Here is a 21,624-nt window from a genome sequence, read left to right on the forward strand (position 1 = left end):
TAGTGTAGGGTTGCCGGTGATGGGCAAGCTTAGGAGGGCTATAGTAGACACTGCCCTGATCACTCCTTCGGGGGCCCTGAGCCCGGGGCCGCTATCCGCCTCCGCTATAGCCGCTGGAGCGGGTCTAGGCGTGTTGGGCGGCCTCTTGACTGCCGTGGGTCACTTGGTGGTCGAGGTCCCGTATTTTGTGGCACTCGTAGTCTTGTCTGAGATCATTGAGGAGAGGCTGGGCAGGGTTAGGGTATTCCTCGACTTGTTCGCGGCCGGCTTCATGGTATTCTTCGCCGTCCTACTCGTGGAATCCGGGGTAGCGCTTCTAGGGGGCGAGGGCTTCTCGCCCGGATCCATAATATCCAGCCCCATAACCGCCCTCTTCAACGGGATTGTGTTGACTGGGGCTAACGCGTACTTTCTGGCCTGGTGGTTTACAGTGGGCAAGCCGATAGTCGACTCGGCGAGGGAGCTGGGGTGGAGGGGTGGCGGTATAGTCTATGCGGTGCACTATTCCTATGACCTGGTCTGGCTGGTGGCCCTATCCATGCTGGGCGGTATAATAGCCTCTACCGGGGCCGGGTATCTTGCGGGATTGATGTTCGTCCTAGCAGCGATACTGCTGTACTTCGGGTACAAGATGATTAGCCCATACCTGTCCAGGATGGGATAAAGTAGGGTGTGAAGGCTTGAGGCCCTTTGATACCTAGCTACCGAGATATATGCCCTGGGAGTAGCCAATTCTATACTCCCGGTGTGACTGGGTCTTGAATGCGCGTAGCATGGTTAGGATGACGTCGGCGGCCGGGATAATCGTGAGCGTATTCTACCTACTAGCTGCTCTCTCAATACTACTACCGGTCGAGGGCGACTTCGCTGGCCACGCGAACCTAATGCTGCTCGGCTCGCTGATACTATTCCCCTACTCGGTCGCGGTAGCCTACGTGGCCAGTGTGGCTAGAAACCCCTGGCCCAGCCTCCTACCCATATCGGTGGGCGCAGTCCTACTATACCCGACTCCGATACTAGCCGATGGACGCCTCCAAGCCCCGGTGACTGTCCTTGTTGCCCTTGCCATTGCAGGCTTCCTGGGAGCAGCCTCGTCCCTAATGGTTGGACCCGGCAGGAAGGGGGCTGTTAGACTCAGCCTCTACCTGGTCGGTATTACAATGCTGGGACTAGCTCTGGCCTCCATAGTAGAGGCGTACGCGGAGTCCTCTATCTTCACGGAGACGCTGGTGCTAATCCTAGCCTTCCCGGTGCCCCTAATATACTCGGTGACGGTGAACTCGCTCCCATCAACCTTCAGCGACAAACCCAGTACCGCGGCCTCAGTCCTCTCGGTAACGCTATCGATAGCGGCCTCCGTCCTCGTGGGGCTCGGATACACGAGGCCGGGCTTCTACCTGGCAGCCGCGTCCCTAATCCTCTACCTCTACGCGGCCCGCTTCCATAGGCTTGGAGCTTATTGGAGGAGGGTTTCATCTATGCCCAGGACCCCGGCTAGGGCGGGCCTGGAGTACTTCATACAGGGCCACGTAGCCGTCATCATAGTCACCGCAATTGCCCTGGCAGAGCTGCTGGCGTACCCAAGCCATTGTAGTGTGATATGCGTGATACACGGGCTAGCCCTGGGATTCGCCTCGATGCACGTATGGATACATGGCCCTATGATGGTCCCAGTAATCCTGGGCATGAGGCATGGGAGGAGATTCAACCCACTACCATACATAACACTCCTAGCGGCCGTAGCGGTCTATCCATTGTCGCATCCACTGGCCCTGGTCCTATACGTGGTCTCGCTGGTGCTCGACGCGTTTGTGTTCATATAGGTTAAAACCCGATTGTTTTGTGGAGATGCGGGCTCGTCCGCCCTCTTTAGGATTAGGAGTGGCGGGGCTAGCCCTCTACCACCTTTACCGTGAAGGCCTCCGGGATGGCTGGGGCACTAGCCTCCTCCTTCTTCGCAGCGGGCTTCTCCTGGATCTTCGCCCCGCTGGCCAGCTCCAGGGTCTTCGACAGCTTGTCGAGTATCTCCTTTGCCTCCTCCTTCTCCCTCAGGAGGGTGTCCTTTAGCTTCTTGAGGTGTGTCATCCCCTGCTCGAACTGTCTCTCACCTACCTCGCCGGAGAAGTAGGTCATCTGGAGGACTGCCATGGCCCTGGCGACGTGCATGTTCTGGTAGTCTATCTTCTCTATCCTCTTCTTTATCTCGGCCTCCACCTCCTTCGCCTTCATCCTGAGCTTCTTTATCTGGTCGCTGAGCTTCCTCTCAATCTCCCTCAGGACCTCGACTGGTATCTCCCCCTTGGCGAGCATCTCCTCGACTCCTTTCTTCCTCTTGTAGGTCCTGTCGAGGCTGTCGATCACCTTTATGGCCTCGTGTTTCCACTCGGGTATTACCGTGAGCTTCCCGTCGACTATCTTTATCCTGGACCCCTCGACCTTCTCAAGGTTTAGGTCTTCAACCTTGACCTCCACGTACTCCACGTACCCCTCGGCATCGGCGCTTACACTGACGAGTATTCCTATCTCCCTGCCGTACTCGTCGAACACGACCCTGCCTATGTTGCTTGAGACCTCCTCTATCTTCAACAAGACCCGTTCACCGGTATGGTATTACACTAGTGTAGACGGTATAAAGGGGGGTTAGGGAGGGGTCACCGAGCCACACCCCATACATGACTAGGGGGACACATAGAATCTATCGGTGTCCATCCCATGAGTCTCGATAAATGGGCCAAGAACTGGGGAGGGCCGAGCAAGAGGGAGACCATAGGGGAGAAGTTCAGGAACTTCATAAACCCGCCTGGCCCAGTGAGGAGGCAGGTCGTAAACGCGGTATACAGGATATCAAGCCAGATACACAAGCTAGACTACAGCCTATCCAAGCTACAGGCCTATGACAAGCAGCTATTCGAGAAGACGGTTAACGCCCTAATAGAGGGCGACAAGACCAAGGCCAGGATGTACGCCAACGAGATAGTAGAGATAAGGAAGATGGCCAAGATAATACTCACCGTGAGACACGCCCTTGAGAGGGTGAAGATAAGGCTAGACACATTCCTCATAGTAGGAGACGTCCAGGCAAACCTAGCGCCTGCAGTAGTGGCTCTGAAGGGAGTGGCAGGCTACCTAAAGGGCATGATGCCCGACGTATTCACAGAGCTCATGGACATAGACGAGGCCCTACAGATAACCATGATGCAGACCGCAGTCGCAGCCCCAGAGGTATTCGGCGGAGAAGTGGTATCGGAGGAGGCGCAGAAGATACTGAAGGACGCGGCCCTGGTGGCGGAGCAGAAGCTGAAGCAGAACTTCCCAGAGCTACCAGTACTCGACAGCCTACCGGCAAGCACGGGCGCCACACAGGCCAGCGTCGAGGAGGGCAAGTAACCTCCTCCAACCCCAAATTACACTCACATATTTACATTTAAATCCTAATAATCACAGTGTTTTATGCGCTAGTCCTCCACTGTTTAACCCGAATAAGACTAGCCCCCGCCGCCACGGCGGCTGAACCAGGCTACAGTAATCACTGCAACAGCCAACACTGAGAGAGCAACCATCAACCCGTACTCTGGCACGGGAACCACCTGGGGCGCCGTAGAATCGACTACAGACGGATCCTGCCCGGTCTCAGCCAATATAGAGACCTGTGAGGCCAGCGGCGTGCCCGTGAAATCACTCTTAGGGACTACATAGACCGCCACGGTGGATTCGCCGGGGTTACGAATGTAGTCCTCCCTACTCACCAGGGTCCAGCTCCAGTCGGACCCAGAGCCCGTGTACTGGTATAGCTTCGGCACGAACCCGACTACGTGTTCGAGCATGTAATCAGCGCCGATTCCGCCCTTGCTGTATCCCGTCGAGGGGTTGTTGTCGGCATCTATATAGATCCTGTAGATCCCGGTATCGCTTCCACCGTTCCACGCTATGGGGCCGTTGAGGGTTATGTTGAAGAACATGAGGCTGCTCGTGTAAGCCGATCCAGCATAGAGTATGTCGAGGCTCGCCGGGGTAGCGTCTCCACTACTGTCGGTGACGGTGGTCCAGGGTGATGAGGGGCTGGGCTTGTCGAGGTAGTATATCGCATAGTCGCCCGAGTTATAGTCTATATCGTCTCTCGGATAGGAGTCCTCGACAGTGCCTCCGAGCTGGGTGTAGCCGTAGAGGTAGAGGGCCTCCCCAAGACCGGTTAAGTCGCTCCTATTCACCTCAACCACAAAGTAATCGTATCCTATCCCGCCGCCCAGCACGTGCACCTTCTTAATCCAGTTCCCAGAGGAGTCATAGAGACCGGCGTTAGGGGTCCCGGCCGGGTCTATTTGTATTATCACTTGGTACTCCCAGTCCCATGAACTACCGCTTCTACTGTCTCTATCTAAGTCGAGTTGCAGGACCCAGTACTTGGTATTGGAAGAGTCGACAGCGATGGATCCGTTAACCACCAAACGGAAATACAGTATGGACGGATCGTTTGCCACGCTCAGGTTGACTAGGTTCAGGTCGCCTGGCGTAATGCTTTCCCTAGGCTCAGATAGTACCTTCTCTGAGTCCCTTATGCTCCAGATCTCGATGTTATCCATGTAGATCTTGAACTGCTTGTCATTGTCGAACCCTAGAAACGCTAGGCCATTGTAGCTAGCTGGATCCAGGTTGTCATCCCACACGTCGTCGGTGAAACTGCTACCGGGACTGCTAGGATCACTCACAGTGGCTATGATGTGGTTCATGTATCTGCCCGCGGTGGAATTGTACTCCCAAACTACTGTGACCCTAAGGTGGTACCAATGGTCCTTTTGTATAGTGAAGACGCCGCCAAAGCCTACAGTCTTGAGGTTATGCCAGATATTATTCTTCACGTAGTTGAAGACGAGATTATTCCACTCGGTGTCGACTACGACCTCATACTTGTCAGCAACAGTCTTGTACCTTGGGAACACATAGAAATTCCCGTAGCCAGGTGAACTGGGCACATAGAAGTCGACGTCAACAGTATAGTTATACGGTAGCACAGCGTAGCTATCAAAACCGTTAACTTCTCCATAGCCCTTTACGACTGCTATGGGTTCGTCGTATCCTTGGCTGGTGTCTGTGTTGTCTCCTTCGAATACGAACCATTGATTGGTTGTGTCCACGTACTCCCTGGAGGAGCCGTCGTTCCCCGAGTCATAATTCTCAGTCGCGGTATCAAGATGCTTGAGAGCCTCAACCTCATCCGAGAAATCCAACGAGAGTAGCTCCACGGTTTCCCCGTTTGTTGAGGCTTGCGTTGCGAGGGTTGTTAGCGCTAGCATTATGTATGATGAGATGATGAGTGCCGCCAGTAGGATGGATTTCCTTGTGTTTCTCTTCAATCCGGTGCACCCTAATTGTACTTATCGCACATTATAGCTACTGAGTAAAGATAATATATAAATGCTAGTCTAGACTTAAATAATATATACTTAATTAATATAATTTTGATAGTTCTCACGGTGTAAACCTCCGGACGAGGTAGACAATGAGAGTTAGCCTCGATGATACGGTACGGAACACTAGGGGATCCCCGACGGTAATACTGGCCATTGGAATTACCAGATTCCCATAGGCTACAATCCTGCTAACACGAGGTCTGCAGGCGAAGACGCTGTAGCACCGTAAGACCAGGCCGGAACGACCCGGCTTGTGTTTGAATCGTGTCCACGACCTAAGTTATAAAAGGGAGTAAAATCGAAAGGATAAGGGTAGAGGTGAAATTTTTGAGTAAGGCGGCACTCGCGTCCCTAATACTCGTGATAATAATAATAGCCGGCGTGGCACTCTACGCCATGACCAAGGGCGGAGGACAAACAACCCAGACAGCACCAGCCACCACAACACCGCTAACAACAACCACAACAGCCGCTGCAGCAGCGGGACAAGCCAAAGGACTGCCAGAAGAGATCCCAATCGGCCTGGCAATCGCCGTAAGCGGAGGCTATGCAGTAGACGGCCCGAGGAGGCTCAAGGGAGCACTACTAGCCATAGAGGAGATGAACCAGCTCCTAGAACAAGTCAACGCTCCCTTCAAGTTCAAGCCGATACACGAGGATACCAAGACCAACCCACAGGAGGCCGTTAACGTTGTGAAGAGGTTCATATCACAGGGCATCCAGGTCATCATAGGCCCGCTCTCCACGAGCGAGACAGCGGCCGTGATGCCAATAGCCAACGACAACCACGTAGTAGTCATAAGCCCCAGCAGCACCGGTAAAGCGGCAGCGTTCCCAGACGACTACGTCTTCAGGATGCCGCCGCCAGACACCGCACAGGGACCAGCCCTGGCGAAGCTAATCTACAAGCTAGGCTATGACAAATTAGTGATAATAGCTAGGAACGACGACTATGGTAAGGGGCTAGCTGACCTGGTGGAGAAGACTTTCAAGGACCTGGGAGGCCAGGTGAAAGTTATACTCTACCACCCAGAGAAGCCTGATCTAAGCCAGGAGGTGAACTCCCTGGCAACAGAGGTCTCCAAGTTCGGCGCCGACGAGCATACCGCGGTGTTGATAATCGCCTTCGACAACGACGGCAGGCAGATCCTAGAGAGGGCTTCTAAGATAGACGTGCTGGGCAAGGTCCAGTGGTTCGGCCCAGACTCGATGGGTAGGAAGACGTTCCTAGAGACCCCAGAGATAGCCGAGTTCCTGGCTAAGGTAAAGATCTACATAACAACCCCAGCTATACCAGACAACCCGGTGAAGAAGCACTTCGAGGAGGCCTACAAGAACAAGTATGGCGAGGCGCCAACACCCTACGCGTACTACGCCTATGACGCTGCCTGGGTAGCCATGCTGAGCGTGTTAACCGCTGGACAATACGACGGGCAGGCGATAAAGGCGGTCCTGCCCACGGTGGCGTTCCACTACATGGGTGCTACTGGCCATAAGATACTCAACGAGAACGGTGACGCTGCCATTGCAGACTATGCTATATCGACTGTGGTGAAGACCGACTCCGGCTATGCCTTCAAGCAGGTCGGCATACTCCGGGGCGCTACCGGGACTATAGAGTGGAAGGAGTAGCCCTCCCATCCTTCCTCAAAATAAATAAAATTATTCCTGTCCTTTTTCCCTTTCTTCCCACTTCCTCACCGCCATAGAAGGTTTATTAGGTACAGTACGATTTTTGATGCTCAGGGAAAAGGGTGGGCACTATTATAGGGAGAACGACTGAGCCCCCTGAGAAGGTATTACCTCCTAGGGTATTACACTTGGCCCCACAGGCCCTGCAACCTATTATGCCTGGCCAGGCCTCCACGGGGATACGCATAAATTGCAGTTGCCTCTCCCCCTTGGAGCCTGGCATCCGTGGTATAATGTTTGAAGGCTTCCCTGGAACTGGGGGTGTAGCCTCCTTTGCCTAGTGTTGAGGTGCTTCGAACCGAGAAGCTTAAGAAGTACTTTGGAGGAGTCCGGGCCCTAGACGGTGTCGATATTAAGATTAGGGAGGGAGAGTTTGTAGGCCTTATCGGCCCCAATGGTAGTGGTAAGACTACTCTCTTCAACGTTATCTCCGGCGTGTATAAGCCCGACTCGGGCAAGGTATACTTCTATGGCCGTGATGTAACCGGTTACACTCCGCACGACCTCTATAAGCTCGGCCTGGTTAGGAGCTTCCAGATACCCAGGCTCTGGTATAACATGACCGTCGTAGAGAATACTGCTACCGCGTCAAGGGAGAGGCCTGGAGCAGACCCCGTATCCTCTGTGTTGCGTAGGAGAGCCTGGATACAGTGGGAGAGCGATGAGGAGAAGGGACTCGCCGCTAAGGTCTTCTCCACTATCGAGAAACTTGGGCTCACGAGGGTCATCCTGAACTGGGCTCATAGCATCAGCGGGGGGCAGATGAAGCTGACCGACATATCACGTTCCCTCGTCGGCGAGGCGCGCTTGCTCCTCCTAGACGAGCCGGCGGCTGGAGTGGCGCCCGGCCTCTCAAGGGATATATTCGAGACGTTAAAGGTGCTCAACAGGGAGGGTTTGACGATCTTCGTCATAGAGCACAAGCTAGAGGTCCTCTTTGATTATGTGGAGAGGGTTATAGTCATGCACGAGGGCAAGGTGCTGACCGAGGGGACCCCCGATGAAGTCGCGAAGGACCCGTTGGTCCTAGACGCTTACCTGGGAGAGCCCGTGACGAGGTGAGCGAGACGTGAGCACTAGGATTCTTGAGACGCAGAAGTTAAGCGGCGGGTACAAGGATATACCCATAGTCAGCGAGGTTGACGTATACATAGACAAGGGAGAGATAGTCGCCCTTGTAGGACCCAACGGCGCCGGCAAGAGCACGCTCCTCAAGACAATCTATGGAGTAGCAAAGGTATTCGACGGGAAGATCATATTCGAAAACAAGGACGTAACCCACCTGACCCCGGAGAACAAGACGAAGATAGGGATGGGCTTCGTCCCCCAAACCGACAACGTGTTCCCAGACATGACGGTCGAGGAAAACCTTGAGATGGGGGCCTACCTGATAGAAGACGAAAACAAGGTACGCGAAAACATGGAAATAGTCTACAACATATTCCCGGTCCTAAAAGGCTTCAAAAAGATACTAGCCGGTAGCCTCAGCGGCGGGCAGCAGAGGATGCTAGCTGTAGGCAGAGCCCTGATGACGAGGCCATCACTACTACTCCTAGACGAGCCGACGGCAGGCCTCGCGCCGAAGATAGCATTCGAGCTCCTAAGAGTCCTAAAGAAGATACGAGACGAGGCAAACGTGACCATACTAATAGTAGAGCAGCATGCCAGGAGGGCGCTAGAACTCTCTGACAGGGGATACGTGCTCGTCTACGGCAAAGTAGTGCTAGAGGGCACAGGCGACGAGATCCTCTCACACCCAGATCTACAACAGCTTTTCCTAGGCGTCAAGGCTGCGTCCAAGGGAGGAGGTGGGATGTAATGGGTGCATTCATCTACGGGTCCATAGGCGCCTTCTTCAACGGCCTACTAGTCGGCAGCCTCTACGGGATGATGGGCCTAGGCCTAACACTAATCTACAGGGTCACCAAGATACCAAACTTCGCCTACGCAGAATACATAACCTATGGGGGATACGCCGCTGCCGCTGTAGCAGCTATGAAGGCGGGCTCTCTCGGCGTGACAGCCGGCGCGCTGGCAGCCCTGGCTATAGCCGCGGTCATAGCCCTAGTCACAGACGAGCTGGGGTTCAAGCCCCTGTGGAGGAGGGGCGCCAGCCCGCTGCACCTGCTGGTTGCGTCGATCGGCGTGGGATTCATCCTGAGGTATGGCCTGCTGGGAGTTGTCGTATTGTTCTTCAGCACTAGATACCTGGAGGTGGCGACTCCCCAGAGGAGCATATCCCTAGTCAACATAGGCGGGATCGTGTCCATCACAACAGCCCACGTGCTAGCAGTTCTAGCCGCGGTCATACTGGCCAGCATGCTATGGTTCATGTTCACAAGGACCAGGATTGGAAAGGCTATGAGGGCCACCGCCAGCAACCCGACCCTGGCCAGGATCTCCGGGATTAACATATTCGCCATCAGGAGGCTGGCCTGGCTCATAGCCGGTGCGCTGGCTGGCTTCTCGGGCTTCGTCTATGCCTACTACAACGTGGTGAACCCCGAGAGCGGGTGGCTGATGCTGCTCTGGATATTCGCCGCAGCCATAATGGGCGGGTTCACCTTCTTCGGGACCATGATCTCCGGCATCATACTGGGCCTGGCCGAGCAGATAATCAGCTTCATAGCCCAGTACACCATAGGCACTGGAGCACAGTACTCGCCGCTGATAGCCCTGGCGATCATGTTTATCGTTCTGCTCTACAAGCCGGAGGGCGTTATCCGGATGGAGGCTCTGGCTGTAAGGAGGGCGTGAGGGATGGCGGCTATAACTGGTATAGTAATACAGTATCTGATCATCTTCAGCGTCTATACTATAATGGCGCTCAGCTTCAACATAGAATACGGCTTCGGCGGCATACCGAACCTCGGAAAGGTGCTCTTCGCTAGCCTAGGCGCATACGCTGCGGGAAGCATAATAGCATACACTGTGATCAAACTCTCCGCGGCGCCCCTAGGCGTCGAAGTGGTGAGCTCAGGAGAGCCGGCATACTGTACTGGCGTTGGCAAGACTGTTATGACGATGTCGGTTGCAAAGGGGATCCTATCCCCTCCAGAGCTCTTCCTGCTATTCCTGGCGGGCCTAGTGATAGCGGCGATTGTCGGGATGGTGGCCGGGATAGTGGCCAGCTACCCGGCGCTAAGGCTGGGCGGCGACTTCCTAGCCATAAGCCTGCTGGGCCTCGGAGAGATAGTGAGGATATGGGCCTACAACAGCCAGTGGCCCGTCTGCAGCTTCAACGGAGTATCCGGTATACCGGGTCCCTTCTCTTGGATGTCTGCGCACGCTGACCTCGCATACGCCATACTCACCCTAGCGATAATGATAGCGGTGTTCTTCTATGTGGAGTTATCGACCAACAGCCCGTGGGGCAGGGCCCTGAAGGCGATGAGGGACGACGAGATAGCGGCCGAGGTATACGGGTACAACGTCCCGAGGGTCAGGATGCAGGCGCTAGCCGTCGGCTCCGCCCTTGCCGGGCTGGCTGGAGCGCTCCTAACCTTCTACTCGGGGAACGTTAACGCGAACACATACAAGCCCGACTTGACCTTCACGATAATAGTGGCCACGCTCCTCGGCGGTGTGGCTAACAATGTGGGTGTGGTCATAGGCACTGCTGTAATAGCTGGTGTCGAGATATTCTTCAACCCGACGTCCCTAGACGCGTTGGGCCTGGCGTTGCCCGAGAATGTGGCCTTGGCCATACCATACATGAAGTACGTCATAATGGGGCTGATAATCGTCTTGATACTACTGTATAGGCCGCAGGGTATCATGCCGGAGAGGCCGTTGAAGGTGCCTATAGTGGAGTTGGCTAAGAAGAGGGCTCGCCAGTCGAAAGGCTAGTGGCTTGGAATGAATTATTATCGTATTTTTATTTATTTTATCGACTCCTAATATATTACATCCTTACAAAAATTATTTCAATTTAATTTATTAATCTGTAAAACCCGGGTAAATACCAAAGGCACCGAACCCATTTATACGTCCCCGGTGTTAGTGGGAAACTGTAGACAACCATGTAAGAGGCGATCTAAATTGGCAGTAAAGACCCTCCGCCTGCAGCCGCCCGAGACTCTTCCTATCAAGGTAAGATACTACCTGGAAGACGTCGAGGAGGCAAGAGTCGACATCCTAGCACAAGTCCAGTGGCGCTACGAGCCCGTGACCAAGGAAGACGTCGAGAAGATGTGGGCAGAAGCCCCGGCCATATACGCTATACTCTCAGAAGCCGCTAGCCTTGAGGAGGCCCGCGAGAAGCTATACGAGTACCTTAGCAAGTGGGAGGCGAAACTACGCAACGGCGAAGTAGACCTACACCCGATAGACTACTGGCTGGCCATACAGGCTATAAACAACTTCAAGAACATACTCTCAAAACGCAACGAGAAGATAGCAAAGTTCAGCACCCTAGAATACCTATACAGGCTGGCTAAGAACGACCCCAAGGTCTACAACGAGGTTGGCAAGGGATTCGTAGAGGAGTTCAAGCACCTCTTCAAAGCCATACACGGGACAGCCAAGTTCTCAATGGGCTGGCTAGGCGAGAAGTTCGGCGGGGAGGAGCCCATACTAGAGTTCCTCCAGTCCAGGGGGCTCAAGGCAGCAAAGCTGAGGTCAAACTACCTCGACAAGGTCGGGAAGTTCGTCCTAGACTACGTAGAGAGGTATAGGTCAGGGCTCGACCCGAAGGTCATAGAGGAGCGCAAGAAGAACAGGCAGAAGATACTAGACTACCTCGGCGCCACGCTAGACGACTGGTACTTCTACCCCTGGCAGTTCAGGAACATATTCAAGAACATGAAACACCTGGAGATGCTCAAGGAGCTAGTCCCGCTCACAGAGGAGGACATAGAGAACATCAAGACGGCGCTAGAGAACAGGATACCCTTCGGCATAACACCCTACTACCTGAGCCTCTTCGACTTCACAAGAGCCGACAGGAAGTACGACCCCGTAGTCAGGAGCCAAGTCATACCCCCACGCTGGTACGTGGAGGTCATGGCCAAGCACAAGAGAGACCGCCGCTTCGTATTCGACTTCATGAGAGAGGGAGACACCTCACCCCACGACCTGATAACCAGGAGATACCCGCTGGTGGCTATAATCAAGGTGGCCGACACCTGCCCGCAGATATGCGTCTACTGCCAGAGGAACTGGGAGATCGAGTCAGCCCTCTTCCCCGAGGGCATACTGAACATGAGGAGGATAGAGAGGGCCATAGAGTGGATGGCACAGCACGAGACGATCATCGACGTGCTCCTAACCGGCGGCGAGCCAATGATACTGGGCGACAAGAGGCTAGAGAGGATACTAGACAAGCTATCCGAGGTAGACCACATCAAGAACATAAGGATAGGCAGCAGGATCCTCGTAACAGTCCCGATGAGGATAACCGACGAGACCGCAGAGCTACTTGGAAGCTACATCGAGCCCGGCAAGAGGAACCTAGCATTCGTAACACACTTCGAGGGCGCAGAAGAGGTAACACCAGAGGTAGCGGAGGCCGTGAAGAAGCTCAGGAAGAACGGAGTATACGTGTACAACCAGCAGGTATTCAGGTTCTGGACCAGCAGGAGGTTCCAGTACGTCGCGCTGAGGATAGCCCTCAAGAAGGTGGGCATCGACCCGTACTACAACTTCTACCCCAAGGGCAAGTTCGAGCAGAAGGACTTCCTAGTACCGATAGCCAGGATAATGCAGGAGAGGAAGGAGGAGGCCAGGCTACTGCCCGGAATCTTCAGGACCGACGAGCCGGTCTTCAACGTTCCAGCGCTCGGCAAGAACCACATAAGGGCCTGGCAGGACCGCGAGCTGATCGCAGTAACACCCAAGTACGGCAACAGAGTCTACCTATGGCACCCGTGGGAGAAGGGCATAGCCCCAATCACTCCATGGCCATACATCGACGTGCCGATATACGACTACCTGAAGAGGCTCGAAGAGGCGGGGGAGGACCCGAAGGAGTACGAGACCATCTGGTACTACTACTAGCCCTCCATTACAAACTTACACTTACCCCTTATTTTTCCACACCCTGTTTCTCCACCCTCCCGCGGCGGTCCCAGCCGGTCGAAGAGAACAGCCACTAGCCTTGAGGGACCCCCGTGACAGCCAGCCCACGATCGCAACCCTACGAACCCATACCCTACCCGTAGCGCTGGAGATACCTGAGGCCCTCGGGGTCATGCTCCCGGATAACAGTCATCCCCAGCTCATCCGGCGGCTCGACAACCCTAGGCTCGCCCTCGACCAACAGCTTGAACCCGCTCTCAGCCCGGGCCTCCTCGACGCTAACACCTGGGAAGAGGGCTCTCAGCACAGGGCCCTCCCCGGTGAACTCTATAAGCGCCTTATTAGTGCACAAGAACGTCTCCAGGTTCCTCTCAAGCCTAATCCTCCCGGGGCCCGTCATGAAGTCAACCCTGTCGACCAGCGTTCTCCTGTCATGCCGGGCCCATAGTATGATCCTCTTAACCAGGGGGAACAGGTAGGCCGTAGCTGCTCCTCCCGGTAGCTTGACGCGGGGTTTCTCGTAGGATCCAATCACTGTAAGGTTCGTGTTGCCCCACGCATCAACCTGGGCCGCTCCGAAGAACATGACGTCAACTCTCCCCTGGGCTGCAAGGTCGAAGACGTCCATGGTAGTCACTATCCCAACGCTGTAGGGCTCAGTATAGGGACCCCCACTGCTGGGCAACACCCTGACAGCCTCGGGCACGGGCATGTTGGACTCGCTCACGCTAAGCCACAGGAACCTCCTACCAAGCCTCCTCCAAGCGTAGGCCATGGAGAGCAGTGGCAACTGGCTAGTCAAGCCGTGATAGACGCTCTCTCCATCCCGGAGGAGCTCGGCCATACACTTGACCATGACGTCCGTTGGCCTCACACCAGCCACCTGTCACCACCCCCAGCCCGGTAGCCTAGGCTTGAGGCGGGCCTCAACCCACTCCATCGCCCTCTCCTCGCGGGCAAACATAGCATACTCCTCTATGGCGTTCCAATCCGCCCGGTAGAGGCCATACATCGCAGTCGGCCACGCGCCGCGGGGCACGTGCACCACGGCATCTACGTGGAGGCTCATGGAGGACAGGGTGAAGGGGAGGCCCCGCAGCCTATCACTGTCAACTATCTCCTCGGCCGTCATTATCACCCTGCGCGAGGCACGTATCTTGAGCTCGTCCTCATACCGGGGACCCTCAATGACACAGTTACCATACTCGTCGCAGTAGTGGGCGTGGATAACCGCCACGTCGGGCGTTATAGCCTTCACAGCCACTATCTCGCCCCCGTTGAAGGGGTCCCTCACGACCCTCCACGTCCCAGCCCTCTCATGCAACTCCACAAGTTGGGACCCCAGGACCCCGGCTACCGGCATGAATGGCAGCCCATAGGAGCCGGCTCGTAGCCCCGCTATCACCGCGCCACAGGTATCCTCCAGGAACTCGACGGAGCCCTTCTCGACGGCCCTCCTAACGTTAGGGGCCAAGCCGTAGGACTCCAGCGTGGCCATCGCCGCCCTTATACCCCTGAGGGTGCCCGCCGCCACCAGTATGTCGAGCGCCAGGCCAGGCTCCCTGTCTATGAAGTAGAGGTCCCTCCTCCCCGCCTCTATCAAGGCGGCCACGAAGGCCATAGGGTTGCGGGAGAAGGTTATGCCGCTGATCGTTATCGAGTCGCCGTCCTCGACGAGCTCCACGGCCTCCCTAAGGGACAGGAGCTTGCTCCCCACAGAAAACACACCGCATAAACAGTTGTAGCACCGGATATATAGAAATTAATGACAGAAATACACGTATCCCCAGACGGGGCTAGCCGGGATCCCACCACCCCTCCACGCTATACGCGTTGCCGACAAGCCACTCATTACCAACGTAGACCTCCCTCAAGCCAGCCCTCCTAGCGGCCTCCACAGCCCTCTCAACGTGATCCCTGCTAGTCGGGGGCAGGTCCGGCATCAAATGGTCCGGGTGGAAGGCCAAAAGCACCAACGGGGGCATAGGGTCCAGGGTGGCCAGGTAGCTGGCGATCCTATAGACTTCACCGGGCCCCACATAGCCCGGCACGAGCAGCGTGCTCACGACCAGGAGCGGCGGCTCGGGCCTCTCCCCGGCGAGCTCGGCGACTATCCTGGTATTCTCCATGAGCCTCTTCACCGCCTTCTCGCCACGGGCACCCGTGAGAGCCTCGTATATACTGGGCGTCCACGCCTTCCAGTCCACCTTAACTATGCCACCGCTCTCAAGGCTGACCCTGGCCATAGCCCTCATAATACCGGGATTGGCTAAGCCATCGGTCTCCCAGCAGATCCTCTTAAAGACCTGACCCCTCCTCCGAGCCTCCTCCAAGATACGCCTGGAAGCGGCCACCAGCTGTGGGGCCTGGGGAGTAGGATCGCCGCCGAAATAGCATATACACCTGACCCTGGGATCCAGTGCCCTCTCCACCAACTCCTCCACGGTCAAGAGCCTCCTCCCAAACCCTGGCCTGGCCACGAGCATAGTCTTGTGCTCCGGGTTCTGGCAGAAGGCACAGTCCAGGGGGCAACCGCCCATGAACACCGCTAGATTATAGAAGCCCCTCTCAGGCCCAGGCACATCCGTGTACCTAGGATAGCCCCTCGAAGTCGCGGCCGGGCATACGGGCGTCGACACACAGTTAGTCGGGAGCGGGTCAAGGTATGTGAAGCCCACTAGCACGCCATGACCCTCCACCGGTTCAAGCCTACCCCCACGATTCCTCCACACGCCACAGTAGCCGAGGCCACCCTCCCGGATCCTACACTCGTTGACACAGATCCTACAAGGGACCCCTCCAGGCCCGCTAGGAGGCTCGACGGGGAGCCCTAGAGCACGCCTCCAAGACCTCCTAGCACGCCAAGCCACCTCAAGGGCCTCCTGCGGCCTCTCCCGGAGGCACCCAGCACATACACCGAGCCGTCCCGAAACCAGCTGGCTCTCTCGGCCGCAGAGCCTACACCTACCCAAAACCCCCAGCCCCATACAAGCGTGTATCCCTGGCGAGGCCTATTAGCTGGGGGATCCAAGGAGGGTCCCTCTTCCCGGGCCATACTCCCTCCCGGGCACGGTTAAGCGGAGCCGCCTCCATGTGTCAGGCATATTACGCTGTTGACGCCCGTCTAGTGGGCATGGCTGTGGAGGGACTCTACTTGGCTGATCCGCTGAGAGATTTGAGGTCATACATCGAGTGGCTCGAAGAGAGGGAGGCCCTGATCCGTGTAGGGGAGGAGTTGAGCCCGGTACTTGAGATACCGGCTTTCCTGCGCAGGGTAATGTACCGCCGTGGCCCGGCGGTCTTGTTCGAGGCTGTCAAGGGCTATCCTGGCTGGAGGATCGCCGGAAACCTGTTCCCAAGCCTAGAGCTGTTCAAGGAGGCCCTCGGCGTTGAGAGGCTGGAGGAAGTCGGTGAGAGGCTGACTGGCCTCATGGGTAGGGGGCCTCCGATGGGGTTAATGGATAAGCTAAGGGGCCTCCTAGACGCGGGTAGCCTGGCTAAGATGCTACCTAGGAAAACGAGTAGGGCGAGATTCACGGGTAACGTTGTCGAGGCCAGCGCCGGGCCGCTGGAGATGCTCCCGGCCTTCAAGACCTGGCCCTTGGACGGGGGCCGCTACCTCACGTTCCCCCTGGTGGTCACTAGGGATCCGGTCGACGGGGTGTATAACATTGGCGTGTACAGGGTTATGATCGTCGACGGCTCTAGGGCCGTCATACACTGGCAGATCCATAAGAGGGGTGCAAAGGCCTACTTCGACTCAAGCGATAAGCTGCCGGTTGCGATAGTCTTGGGGAGCGATCCGGGAACCCTCTTCACCGGCGTGGCCCCCGTCCCGCACCCGATGGACAAGTACTTCTTCGCTGGCATAGTGCGTGGGAGGGGCCTCGAACTCTACGAGCTGCCCAGCGGCCTGATGGTCCCTGCCAACGCGGAGGTCGTCATAGAGGGCTATGTTAGGAGGGGCGAGCTGGCGGAGGAGGGTCCCTTCGGGGACCACTGGGGCTACTATGACAAGCCCGTCGAAAAGTACCCCGTGTTCCACGTCGAGAGGATGTATTATAGGGACGACCCCATATACTATGGTAGCGTTGTCGGCATGCCTCCCCTGGAGGACGCGGTTATCGGGAAGGCGGTTGAGAGGGTCTTCCTACCCATTATAAAGATGCTGTTGCCCGAGGTCGTCGACATGGATTTCCCCGTCTACGGCGTCTTCCAGGGGCTGCTGGTTGTGTCTATTAGGAAGAGGTATCCGGGCCATGCGAAGAAGGTTATGAGCGCCCTCTGGGGGCTGGGGCAGACCAGCCTGACCAAGATAATAGTAGTTGTCGACGAGGATATAGACGTTCATGACATGAACCAGGTCATATGGGCCGTGTCAAGCCACGTAAACCCCGAGAGAGACGTGGTAATCCTACAACACGCACACACAGACGCCCTAGACCCGGCAATGACCGCGCCAGGACTAGGAAGCAAGCTCGGCATCGATGCAACAAGAAAACTCCCCGAGGAGAACAACGGCCGAGAATGGCCGAGGCAGGTAGAGGAAGACCCCGCAGTATCGAGTAGGATAGAAGAGCTAGTCGACAAGTACCTACCAGGGACACGGGCCTAGAGAGCCAGCGAGGGTCCCTCCATTGGAGGAGCCGGTAGAGGCTGGGAGCTGGGACCCGGGGAGCGTAAAGGGAGGGAGCAAGCTAGGCATAGTCATGAGGCTCATAAGGATAGAGCACACACTCTTCAGCCTGCCCTTCGCATATGCAGGGGCAATACTATCGGGCTACCCACTGTCCTGGAGGGAGGCGCTCCTCATATTCACAGCGGTGCTAGGCCTAAGGAGCTCTGCAATGGCCTACAACAACATAGCAGACCTGCCAATAGACCGGCTAAACCCCCGTAGCTCCAAGAGGCCCCTAGTAACGGGGGCGTTGAGCATAAGGGAAGCCTACCTGGTAGTAGTAGCTGGCTCCCTCCTCTACTATCTAAGCGCCGCGCTACTCAACAAGTACGCGCTACTCTACAGCCCCATACTATGGCTACTAGCCCACACGTACCCCTACGCCAAGAGGATACACAGCTACCCCCACTACCACCTGGGGCTGGTTCTGGGCTTCACCGTATTCGGCGGGGCAGTCGCCGTGGCAGGGAGCCAGCCGGGCGCGGACAACTGGATGGTGCTGAGGAGCGTCCCATGGATATACCTTGTAGCGGTCACCCTATGGGTCGCGGGCTTCGATATATACTACAGCGTGCTGGACTACGACTTCGACAAGAGCCACGGGATAGGCAGTGTACCGGCCAAGCACGGCAAGCAGAGGGCCATGCTCATAGGCCTCGCAACCCACCTAGCCGCCTCGGCGCTACTCCTAGCAGGGGTAGCCATGTACTGGGGCACGACCGGGTGGTTCACTCTCACGATGACCCTGGCGGCGATCGCCATAATGTTATACGGAGACGTCAAGTGCCTCCGGGACGAAAACTACATCCCGAGGGCCTTCAACCAGAACCTGGCCGTGGGAATCCTCATATCACTAGGGATAATACTAGACTACGCGTTACACGCCCTGGCCCACTAGCCCCCCTTAGGTATAGCCAGGGCTACTCTATCCTTGAAGCCAGGTAGAGTAGCTGGTAATGGGCGATGGGCCTGGAGAATATCAAGAGTCTACTGCCCTTAACCACCCTCAGCTTCCCCGTGAACAACGCTCTAGTAGGGGTGAGTCGCCACCTGAGCATAGAGAGCCAGGTATCCAGGGAGGCCTCAAGCGCGATGTCCGCCTCCCTCAAGGCCTCATCCACGCCCGCCTCCCTAACACCACTACACCTCCCATCGACCACGTTGAACAACAGGGCACTCCTAGACCCGTCGCTCATCACAACGATGACGCCGATCACCTCGGTGAACCCTTTGCCTATCTCGCGCAAGTACTCGTCCCTAGACGCCGCGTCACAGAGCCTGTGCGCCCAATCCAAGTCCGGGAACATCTAAGTCGCATCCTCCTAGGGGGCTAGCCGTTAACCCCCGCTCCTCATATAGGCTTAATTTAGTATTAATTTATTCTTTGCTCTCACCGCCCAGCGACGGGGAGAGGGTCCCCTCTGGGGGTCGCCGCCCGATAACAGTCGAGGCAACCAGTACAGTCTAGGGCCGCAGTGGGTGTTACTTGAACGCGTCTATCAGCAACAAGACCCCTATTACTACCAGGAGGGCGCCGGCCGCGGATCTCAGGCTCAATGCGAAGGGCACGAGGCCCAGCTTCCACAGGCCGTCGAGGAGGAAGAACAGGCCGATCACTATAGCCGCGGAGTTGGACATTCTAGACCTGCCCCTGGCGAGGCCAATAAACCCCACAGCCACCAGGCCAGCCCCCAGCCCGATGAGCACACCCGCGGCGAACTCGCCGTATATCAGGCCAAGCCCCGAGGATATGAAGAGTATTGCCGTGAAGATGGAGGTCCTCGATATAGATGGCACCTGGGATCACCCTGTAAACCGAGCCTGTAGAGAGTGGATCCTCCTAGGTCGTGGAGGCCCTCTTCCTCCTCCCGCCCTTCAGGTGTATTAGGCCCGGGTAATTATCTCATACTTATATCACTCCATCCTTGGGTTATCCACAAGGTGTCTCTCGTAGTTGCTGTATAGGCGGTGGAGGGGGGCCAAGCGCTTCGTAGCGGGATCGACGATAGCAGTGGTAGCGCTAGCCGGGTCGATGCTTCTGAGGTCGCGGTTCGAGTACAGCCTCGAACTCTACACGCTCAGCGTTGTAAGCCTGCTCCTAGCCTCGGGAGCCCTCATAGCCGAGTCCCTGGGCATAACGCCCGCCGTGATCGAGATCATACTAGGCGTGCTGGCCGGGCTCTCGGGACTGCCCACAGCGGAGTCGGTCGAGCTGTTGGGGTTGATTGGGAGCGTGTTCATAATGTACATGGCCGGGCTCGAAATCGATCCCGGACTCCTGAGGAGGATGATCGGGCCGAGCCTGCTATCCGGTTTCATAAGCTTCCTAGCCCCAGCCCTCACCGCCTTCGCAGCACTCTACTACCTGGGCTACGGCGTCGCAGAGTCATGGCTAGCCGCTATAGGCACCGCGACCACGAGCGTCGCGGTAGTCTACGCTATCATAAGGAAGAGGGCGTTGACTAGGAGGCCCCTGGGCCAGCTGATACTGGCCACCGCCATGATAGCCGATGTGACTAGCATACTGGCCTTCGTCCTAGTACAGGCGGGGATCACACTGCCAGTCATCCTGTACTTCATCGGGCTGGTGGTGGCGGTGTGGGCTCTCTCAAGATTCCTTGAGTGGGCCAGCGGCGGGGAGCACGAGGTGGAGCTGAGGCTCATACTATCGTTCCTGATAGCGGCGGCCCTCATAAGCGAGTACGTCGGGGTACACGCGATACTCTTCGCCTTCCTACTGGGGATAGCCAACAAGAAGACCGTGCAGAAGAGCAGGTACCTTGAGGACAAGCTAGTCGCCCTCACATTCGGCCTACTAGCCCCGGTATTCTTCATCAACGCCGGGCTACACGCGACCCCCGAAGACCCAATCCTCTACGCGAAACTGGCCGGTCTCCTGCTAGCGACAACGTTCCCAGTCAAGATCCTCGCCACCCACATCACGCTGAACAAGCTGAGCCCGAGGCGCCTGAAACTCCGCCTGTCAAGCGTATTCGGCGCACGCCTAACGGTATCAACAGTGATAGCATTCACCGGGGAAGCCACCGGAGTACTCTCCCAAGACCTAGCAGGGGCAGTGATAATGTCGGCCCTGATAGCCACGATAGCGGCCGCCCTGATAGCCGGGGCACCGCTACCAGAAGAGACGTGACACAAGAGGGTCCCTCACGGGCCCGCCTAGACCCCTCTAAACCCCCGAAGCCACCACTAATAGCCTGGAGGGGGCTACGCCCATGGCCTTCACAGAACTCCCAGAGGGCTACAGGTTCTACTACACGCTCCACCCGAGGCCAACGATAGTATTAATCACAGTCTGCCCCAACGGGAGGATCAACGCCATGCCAGCCTCATGGAACACGCCCGTCTCAGAGGAACCCCCTACCGTAGCCATAGCCGTGGATAGGGAATCCTACACCCACGAATGCCTAGAGCACCACCCCGAGGCGACTATCAACGTGCCGCCAGCCAGCCTCATAGACACCGTCTACGGGCTGGGGAGCGTGAGCGGGCGCGAGGTCGATAAGCCAAGCCTCTTCAAGCTATCACTCGAACCAAGCGATACCGTGAAGCCTCCCAGGTGGAGCGATGCCATAGCAGTGCTGGAGTCCTCTGTCGAGGGCAAGCTCGGAGTCGGCGAGGTGACACTATACGTGTTCAAGATCCTCAAGGCCCTGGTGAAGCCAGGACTATACACCCGGTGGGGATGGGACTTCAAGAAGACGAACATACTACTCCACGGAGCCGGCAGAGCCTTCTACATGGTAGGCCGCTTCATGAAAGCCTCCCGGAAATAGAAAGGGGGCTCGGTAAAGGCCAATAAGCCCATGC

The 21,624-nt window shown here is 56.6% G+C and carries 20 protein-coding genes; 13 read left to right on the forward strand and 7 right to left on the reverse strand.

Annotated elements, in window-relative coordinates; all coding sequences use genetic code 11:
* Window positions 1-19: 19 nt before the first annotated feature.
* Together F7C38_02440 and F7C38_02445 are read left to right on the forward strand one after the other, a co-directional pair.
* Window positions 20-664, forward strand: a complete 645-nt coding sequence (locus F7C38_02440) for a LysE family translocator (protein ID MCE4600407.1) — start codon at window positions 20-22, stop codon at window positions 662-664.
* A 94-nt stretch (window positions 665-758) separates the two neighbouring features.
* Window positions 759-1,823 (forward strand): hypothetical protein, encoded by a 1,065-nt coding sequence (locus tag F7C38_02445; protein ID MCE4600408.1) that lies wholly within the window; start codon window positions 759-761, stop codon window positions 1,821-1,823.
* A 67-nt stretch (window positions 1,824-1,890) separates the two neighbouring features.
* Here the strand turns inward: F7C38_02445 and F7C38_02450 are convergent, their stop codons facing one another.
* Complete coding sequence (locus F7C38_02450) at window positions 1,891-2,586, reverse strand: CdvA-like protein (protein MCE4600409.1); 696 nt, start codon at window positions 2,584-2,586, stop codon at window positions 1,891-1,893.
* Window positions 2,587-2,712: 126 nt separating this feature from the next.
* Between F7C38_02450 and F7C38_02455 the strand changes: the two genes are divergently transcribed.
* Window positions 2,713-3,387: a Snf7 family protein gene (locus F7C38_02455; protein ID MCE4600410.1), complete on the forward strand. Its 675-nt coding sequence runs from the start codon at window positions 2,713-2,715 to the stop codon at window positions 3,385-3,387.
* Window positions 3,388-3,485: 98 nt separating this feature from the next.
* Here the strand turns inward: F7C38_02455 and F7C38_02460 are convergent, their stop codons facing one another.
* On the reverse strand, window positions 3,486-5,351 hold the full coding sequence (locus F7C38_02460) for a hypothetical protein (protein MCE4600411.1): 1,866 nt from the start codon (window positions 5,349-5,351) through the stop codon (window positions 3,486-3,488).
* Between the two features lie 384 nt (window positions 5,352-5,735).
* On the opposite strand from F7C38_02460, the gene F7C38_02465 reads away from it, so the two are divergent.
* From F7C38_02465 to F7C38_02490, 6 genes are all read left to right on the forward strand, one after another.
* A complete protein-coding gene (locus F7C38_02465; protein ID MCE4600412.1) occupies window positions 5,736-7,040 on the forward strand; it encodes an ABC transporter substrate-binding protein in 1,305 nt (434 codons plus the stop codon).
* Window positions 7,041-7,373: 333 nt separating this feature from the next.
* Window positions 7,374-8,162: an ABC transporter ATP-binding protein gene (locus F7C38_02470; GenBank protein MCE4600413.1), complete on the forward strand. Its 789-nt coding sequence runs from the start codon at window positions 7,374-7,376 to the stop codon at window positions 8,160-8,162.
* Window positions 8,163-8,169: 7 nt separating this feature from the next.
* On the forward strand, window positions 8,170-8,919 hold the full coding sequence (locus F7C38_02475) for an ABC transporter ATP-binding protein (protein ID MCE4600414.1): 750 nt from the start codon (window positions 8,170-8,172) through the stop codon (window positions 8,917-8,919).
* Window positions 8,919-9,857, forward strand: a complete 939-nt coding sequence (locus F7C38_02480) for a branched-chain amino acid ABC transporter permease (protein ID MCE4600415.1) — start codon at window positions 8,919-8,921, stop codon at window positions 9,855-9,857. Before F7C38_02475 ends, F7C38_02480 begins: the two co-directional genes overlap by 1 nt.
* 3 nt (window positions 9,858-9,860) lie before the next feature.
* Window positions 9,861-10,949, forward strand: a complete 1,089-nt coding sequence (locus F7C38_02485; protein ID MCE4600416.1) for a branched-chain amino acid ABC transporter permease — start codon at window positions 9,861-9,863, stop codon at window positions 10,947-10,949.
* A gap of 192 nt (window positions 10,950-11,141) precedes the next feature.
* Entirely contained in the window at window positions 11,142-13,097 is a 1,956-nt protein-coding gene (locus F7C38_02490) for a KamA family radical SAM protein (GenBank protein MCE4600417.1), read from the forward strand.
* Window positions 13,098-13,251: 154 nt separating this feature from the next.
* Here the strand turns inward: F7C38_02490 and F7C38_02495 are convergent, their stop codons facing one another.
* The 3 genes from F7C38_02495 to F7C38_02505 all read right to left on the reverse strand — a co-directional run bounded on the left by F7C38_02495 (window position 13,252) and on the right by F7C38_02505 (window position 16,090).
* On the reverse strand, window positions 13,252-14,001 hold the full coding sequence (locus F7C38_02495) for a hypothetical protein (protein MCE4600418.1): 750 nt from the start codon (window positions 13,999-14,001) through the stop codon (window positions 13,252-13,254).
* A gap of 3 nt (window positions 14,002-14,004) precedes the next feature.
* Window positions 14,005-14,835: a hypothetical protein gene (locus F7C38_02500; protein ID MCE4600419.1), complete on the reverse strand. Its 831-nt coding sequence runs from the start codon at window positions 14,833-14,835 to the stop codon at window positions 14,005-14,007.
* A gap of 79 nt (window positions 14,836-14,914) precedes the next feature.
* Complete coding sequence (locus tag F7C38_02505) at window positions 14,915-16,090, reverse strand: radical SAM protein (protein ID MCE4600420.1); 1,176 nt, start codon at window positions 16,088-16,090, stop codon at window positions 14,915-14,917.
* Window positions 16,091-16,209: 119 nt separating this feature from the next.
* Between F7C38_02505 and F7C38_02510 the strand changes: the two genes are divergently transcribed.
* Window positions 16,210-17,733: a UbiD family decarboxylase gene (locus F7C38_02510; GenBank protein MCE4600421.1), complete on the forward strand. Its 1,524-nt coding sequence runs from the start codon at window positions 16,210-16,212 to the stop codon at window positions 17,731-17,733.
* Between the two features lie 22 nt (window positions 17,734-17,755).
* The gene (ubiA, locus tag F7C38_02515) at window positions 17,756-18,694 is read left to right on the forward strand and encodes a putative 4-hydroxybenzoate polyprenyltransferase (protein MCE4600422.1); all 939 of its coding nucleotides are present in this window, start codon (window positions 17,756-17,758) and stop codon (window positions 18,692-18,694) included.
* A 22-nt stretch (window positions 18,695-18,716) separates the two neighbouring features.
* On the opposite strand, the gene F7C38_02520 is transcribed toward ubiA, so the two are convergent.
* Together F7C38_02520 and F7C38_02525 are read right to left on the reverse strand one after the other, a co-directional pair.
* Window positions 18,717-19,091 (reverse strand): SCP2 sterol-binding domain-containing protein, encoded by a 375-nt coding sequence (locus F7C38_02520; GenBank protein ID MCE4600423.1) that lies wholly within the window; start codon window positions 19,089-19,091, stop codon window positions 18,717-18,719.
* Window positions 19,092-19,278: 187 nt separating this feature from the next.
* Complete coding sequence (locus tag F7C38_02525) at window positions 19,279-19,593, reverse strand: hypothetical protein (GenBank protein MCE4600424.1); 315 nt, start codon at window positions 19,591-19,593, stop codon at window positions 19,279-19,281.
* Window positions 19,594-19,750: 157 nt separating this feature from the next.
* Here F7C38_02525 and F7C38_02530 point away from each other — a divergent pair, with 157 nt between their 5' ends.
* Window positions 19,751-20,947: a cation:proton antiporter gene (locus F7C38_02530; GenBank protein MCE4600425.1), complete on the forward strand. Its 1,197-nt coding sequence runs from the start codon at window positions 19,751-19,753 to the stop codon at window positions 20,945-20,947.
* 82 nt (window positions 20,948-21,029) lie between these two features.
* Window positions 21,030-21,590 carry a flavin reductase family protein gene (locus tag F7C38_02535; GenBank protein MCE4600426.1) on the forward strand — a complete coding sequence of 187 codons (561 nt, stop codon included), beginning with the start codon at window positions 21,030-21,032 and terminating at the stop codon, window positions 21,588-21,590.
* The last annotated feature ends 34 nt before the right edge of the window (window positions 21,591-21,624 follow it).

The organism is Candidatus Thermodiscus eudorianus, from assembly GCA_015521085.1.
In the GTDB taxonomy this organism is placed as follows: Archaea; Thermoproteota; Thermoprotei_A; order Sulfolobales; family Acidilobaceae; genus Thermodiscus; species Thermodiscus eudorianus.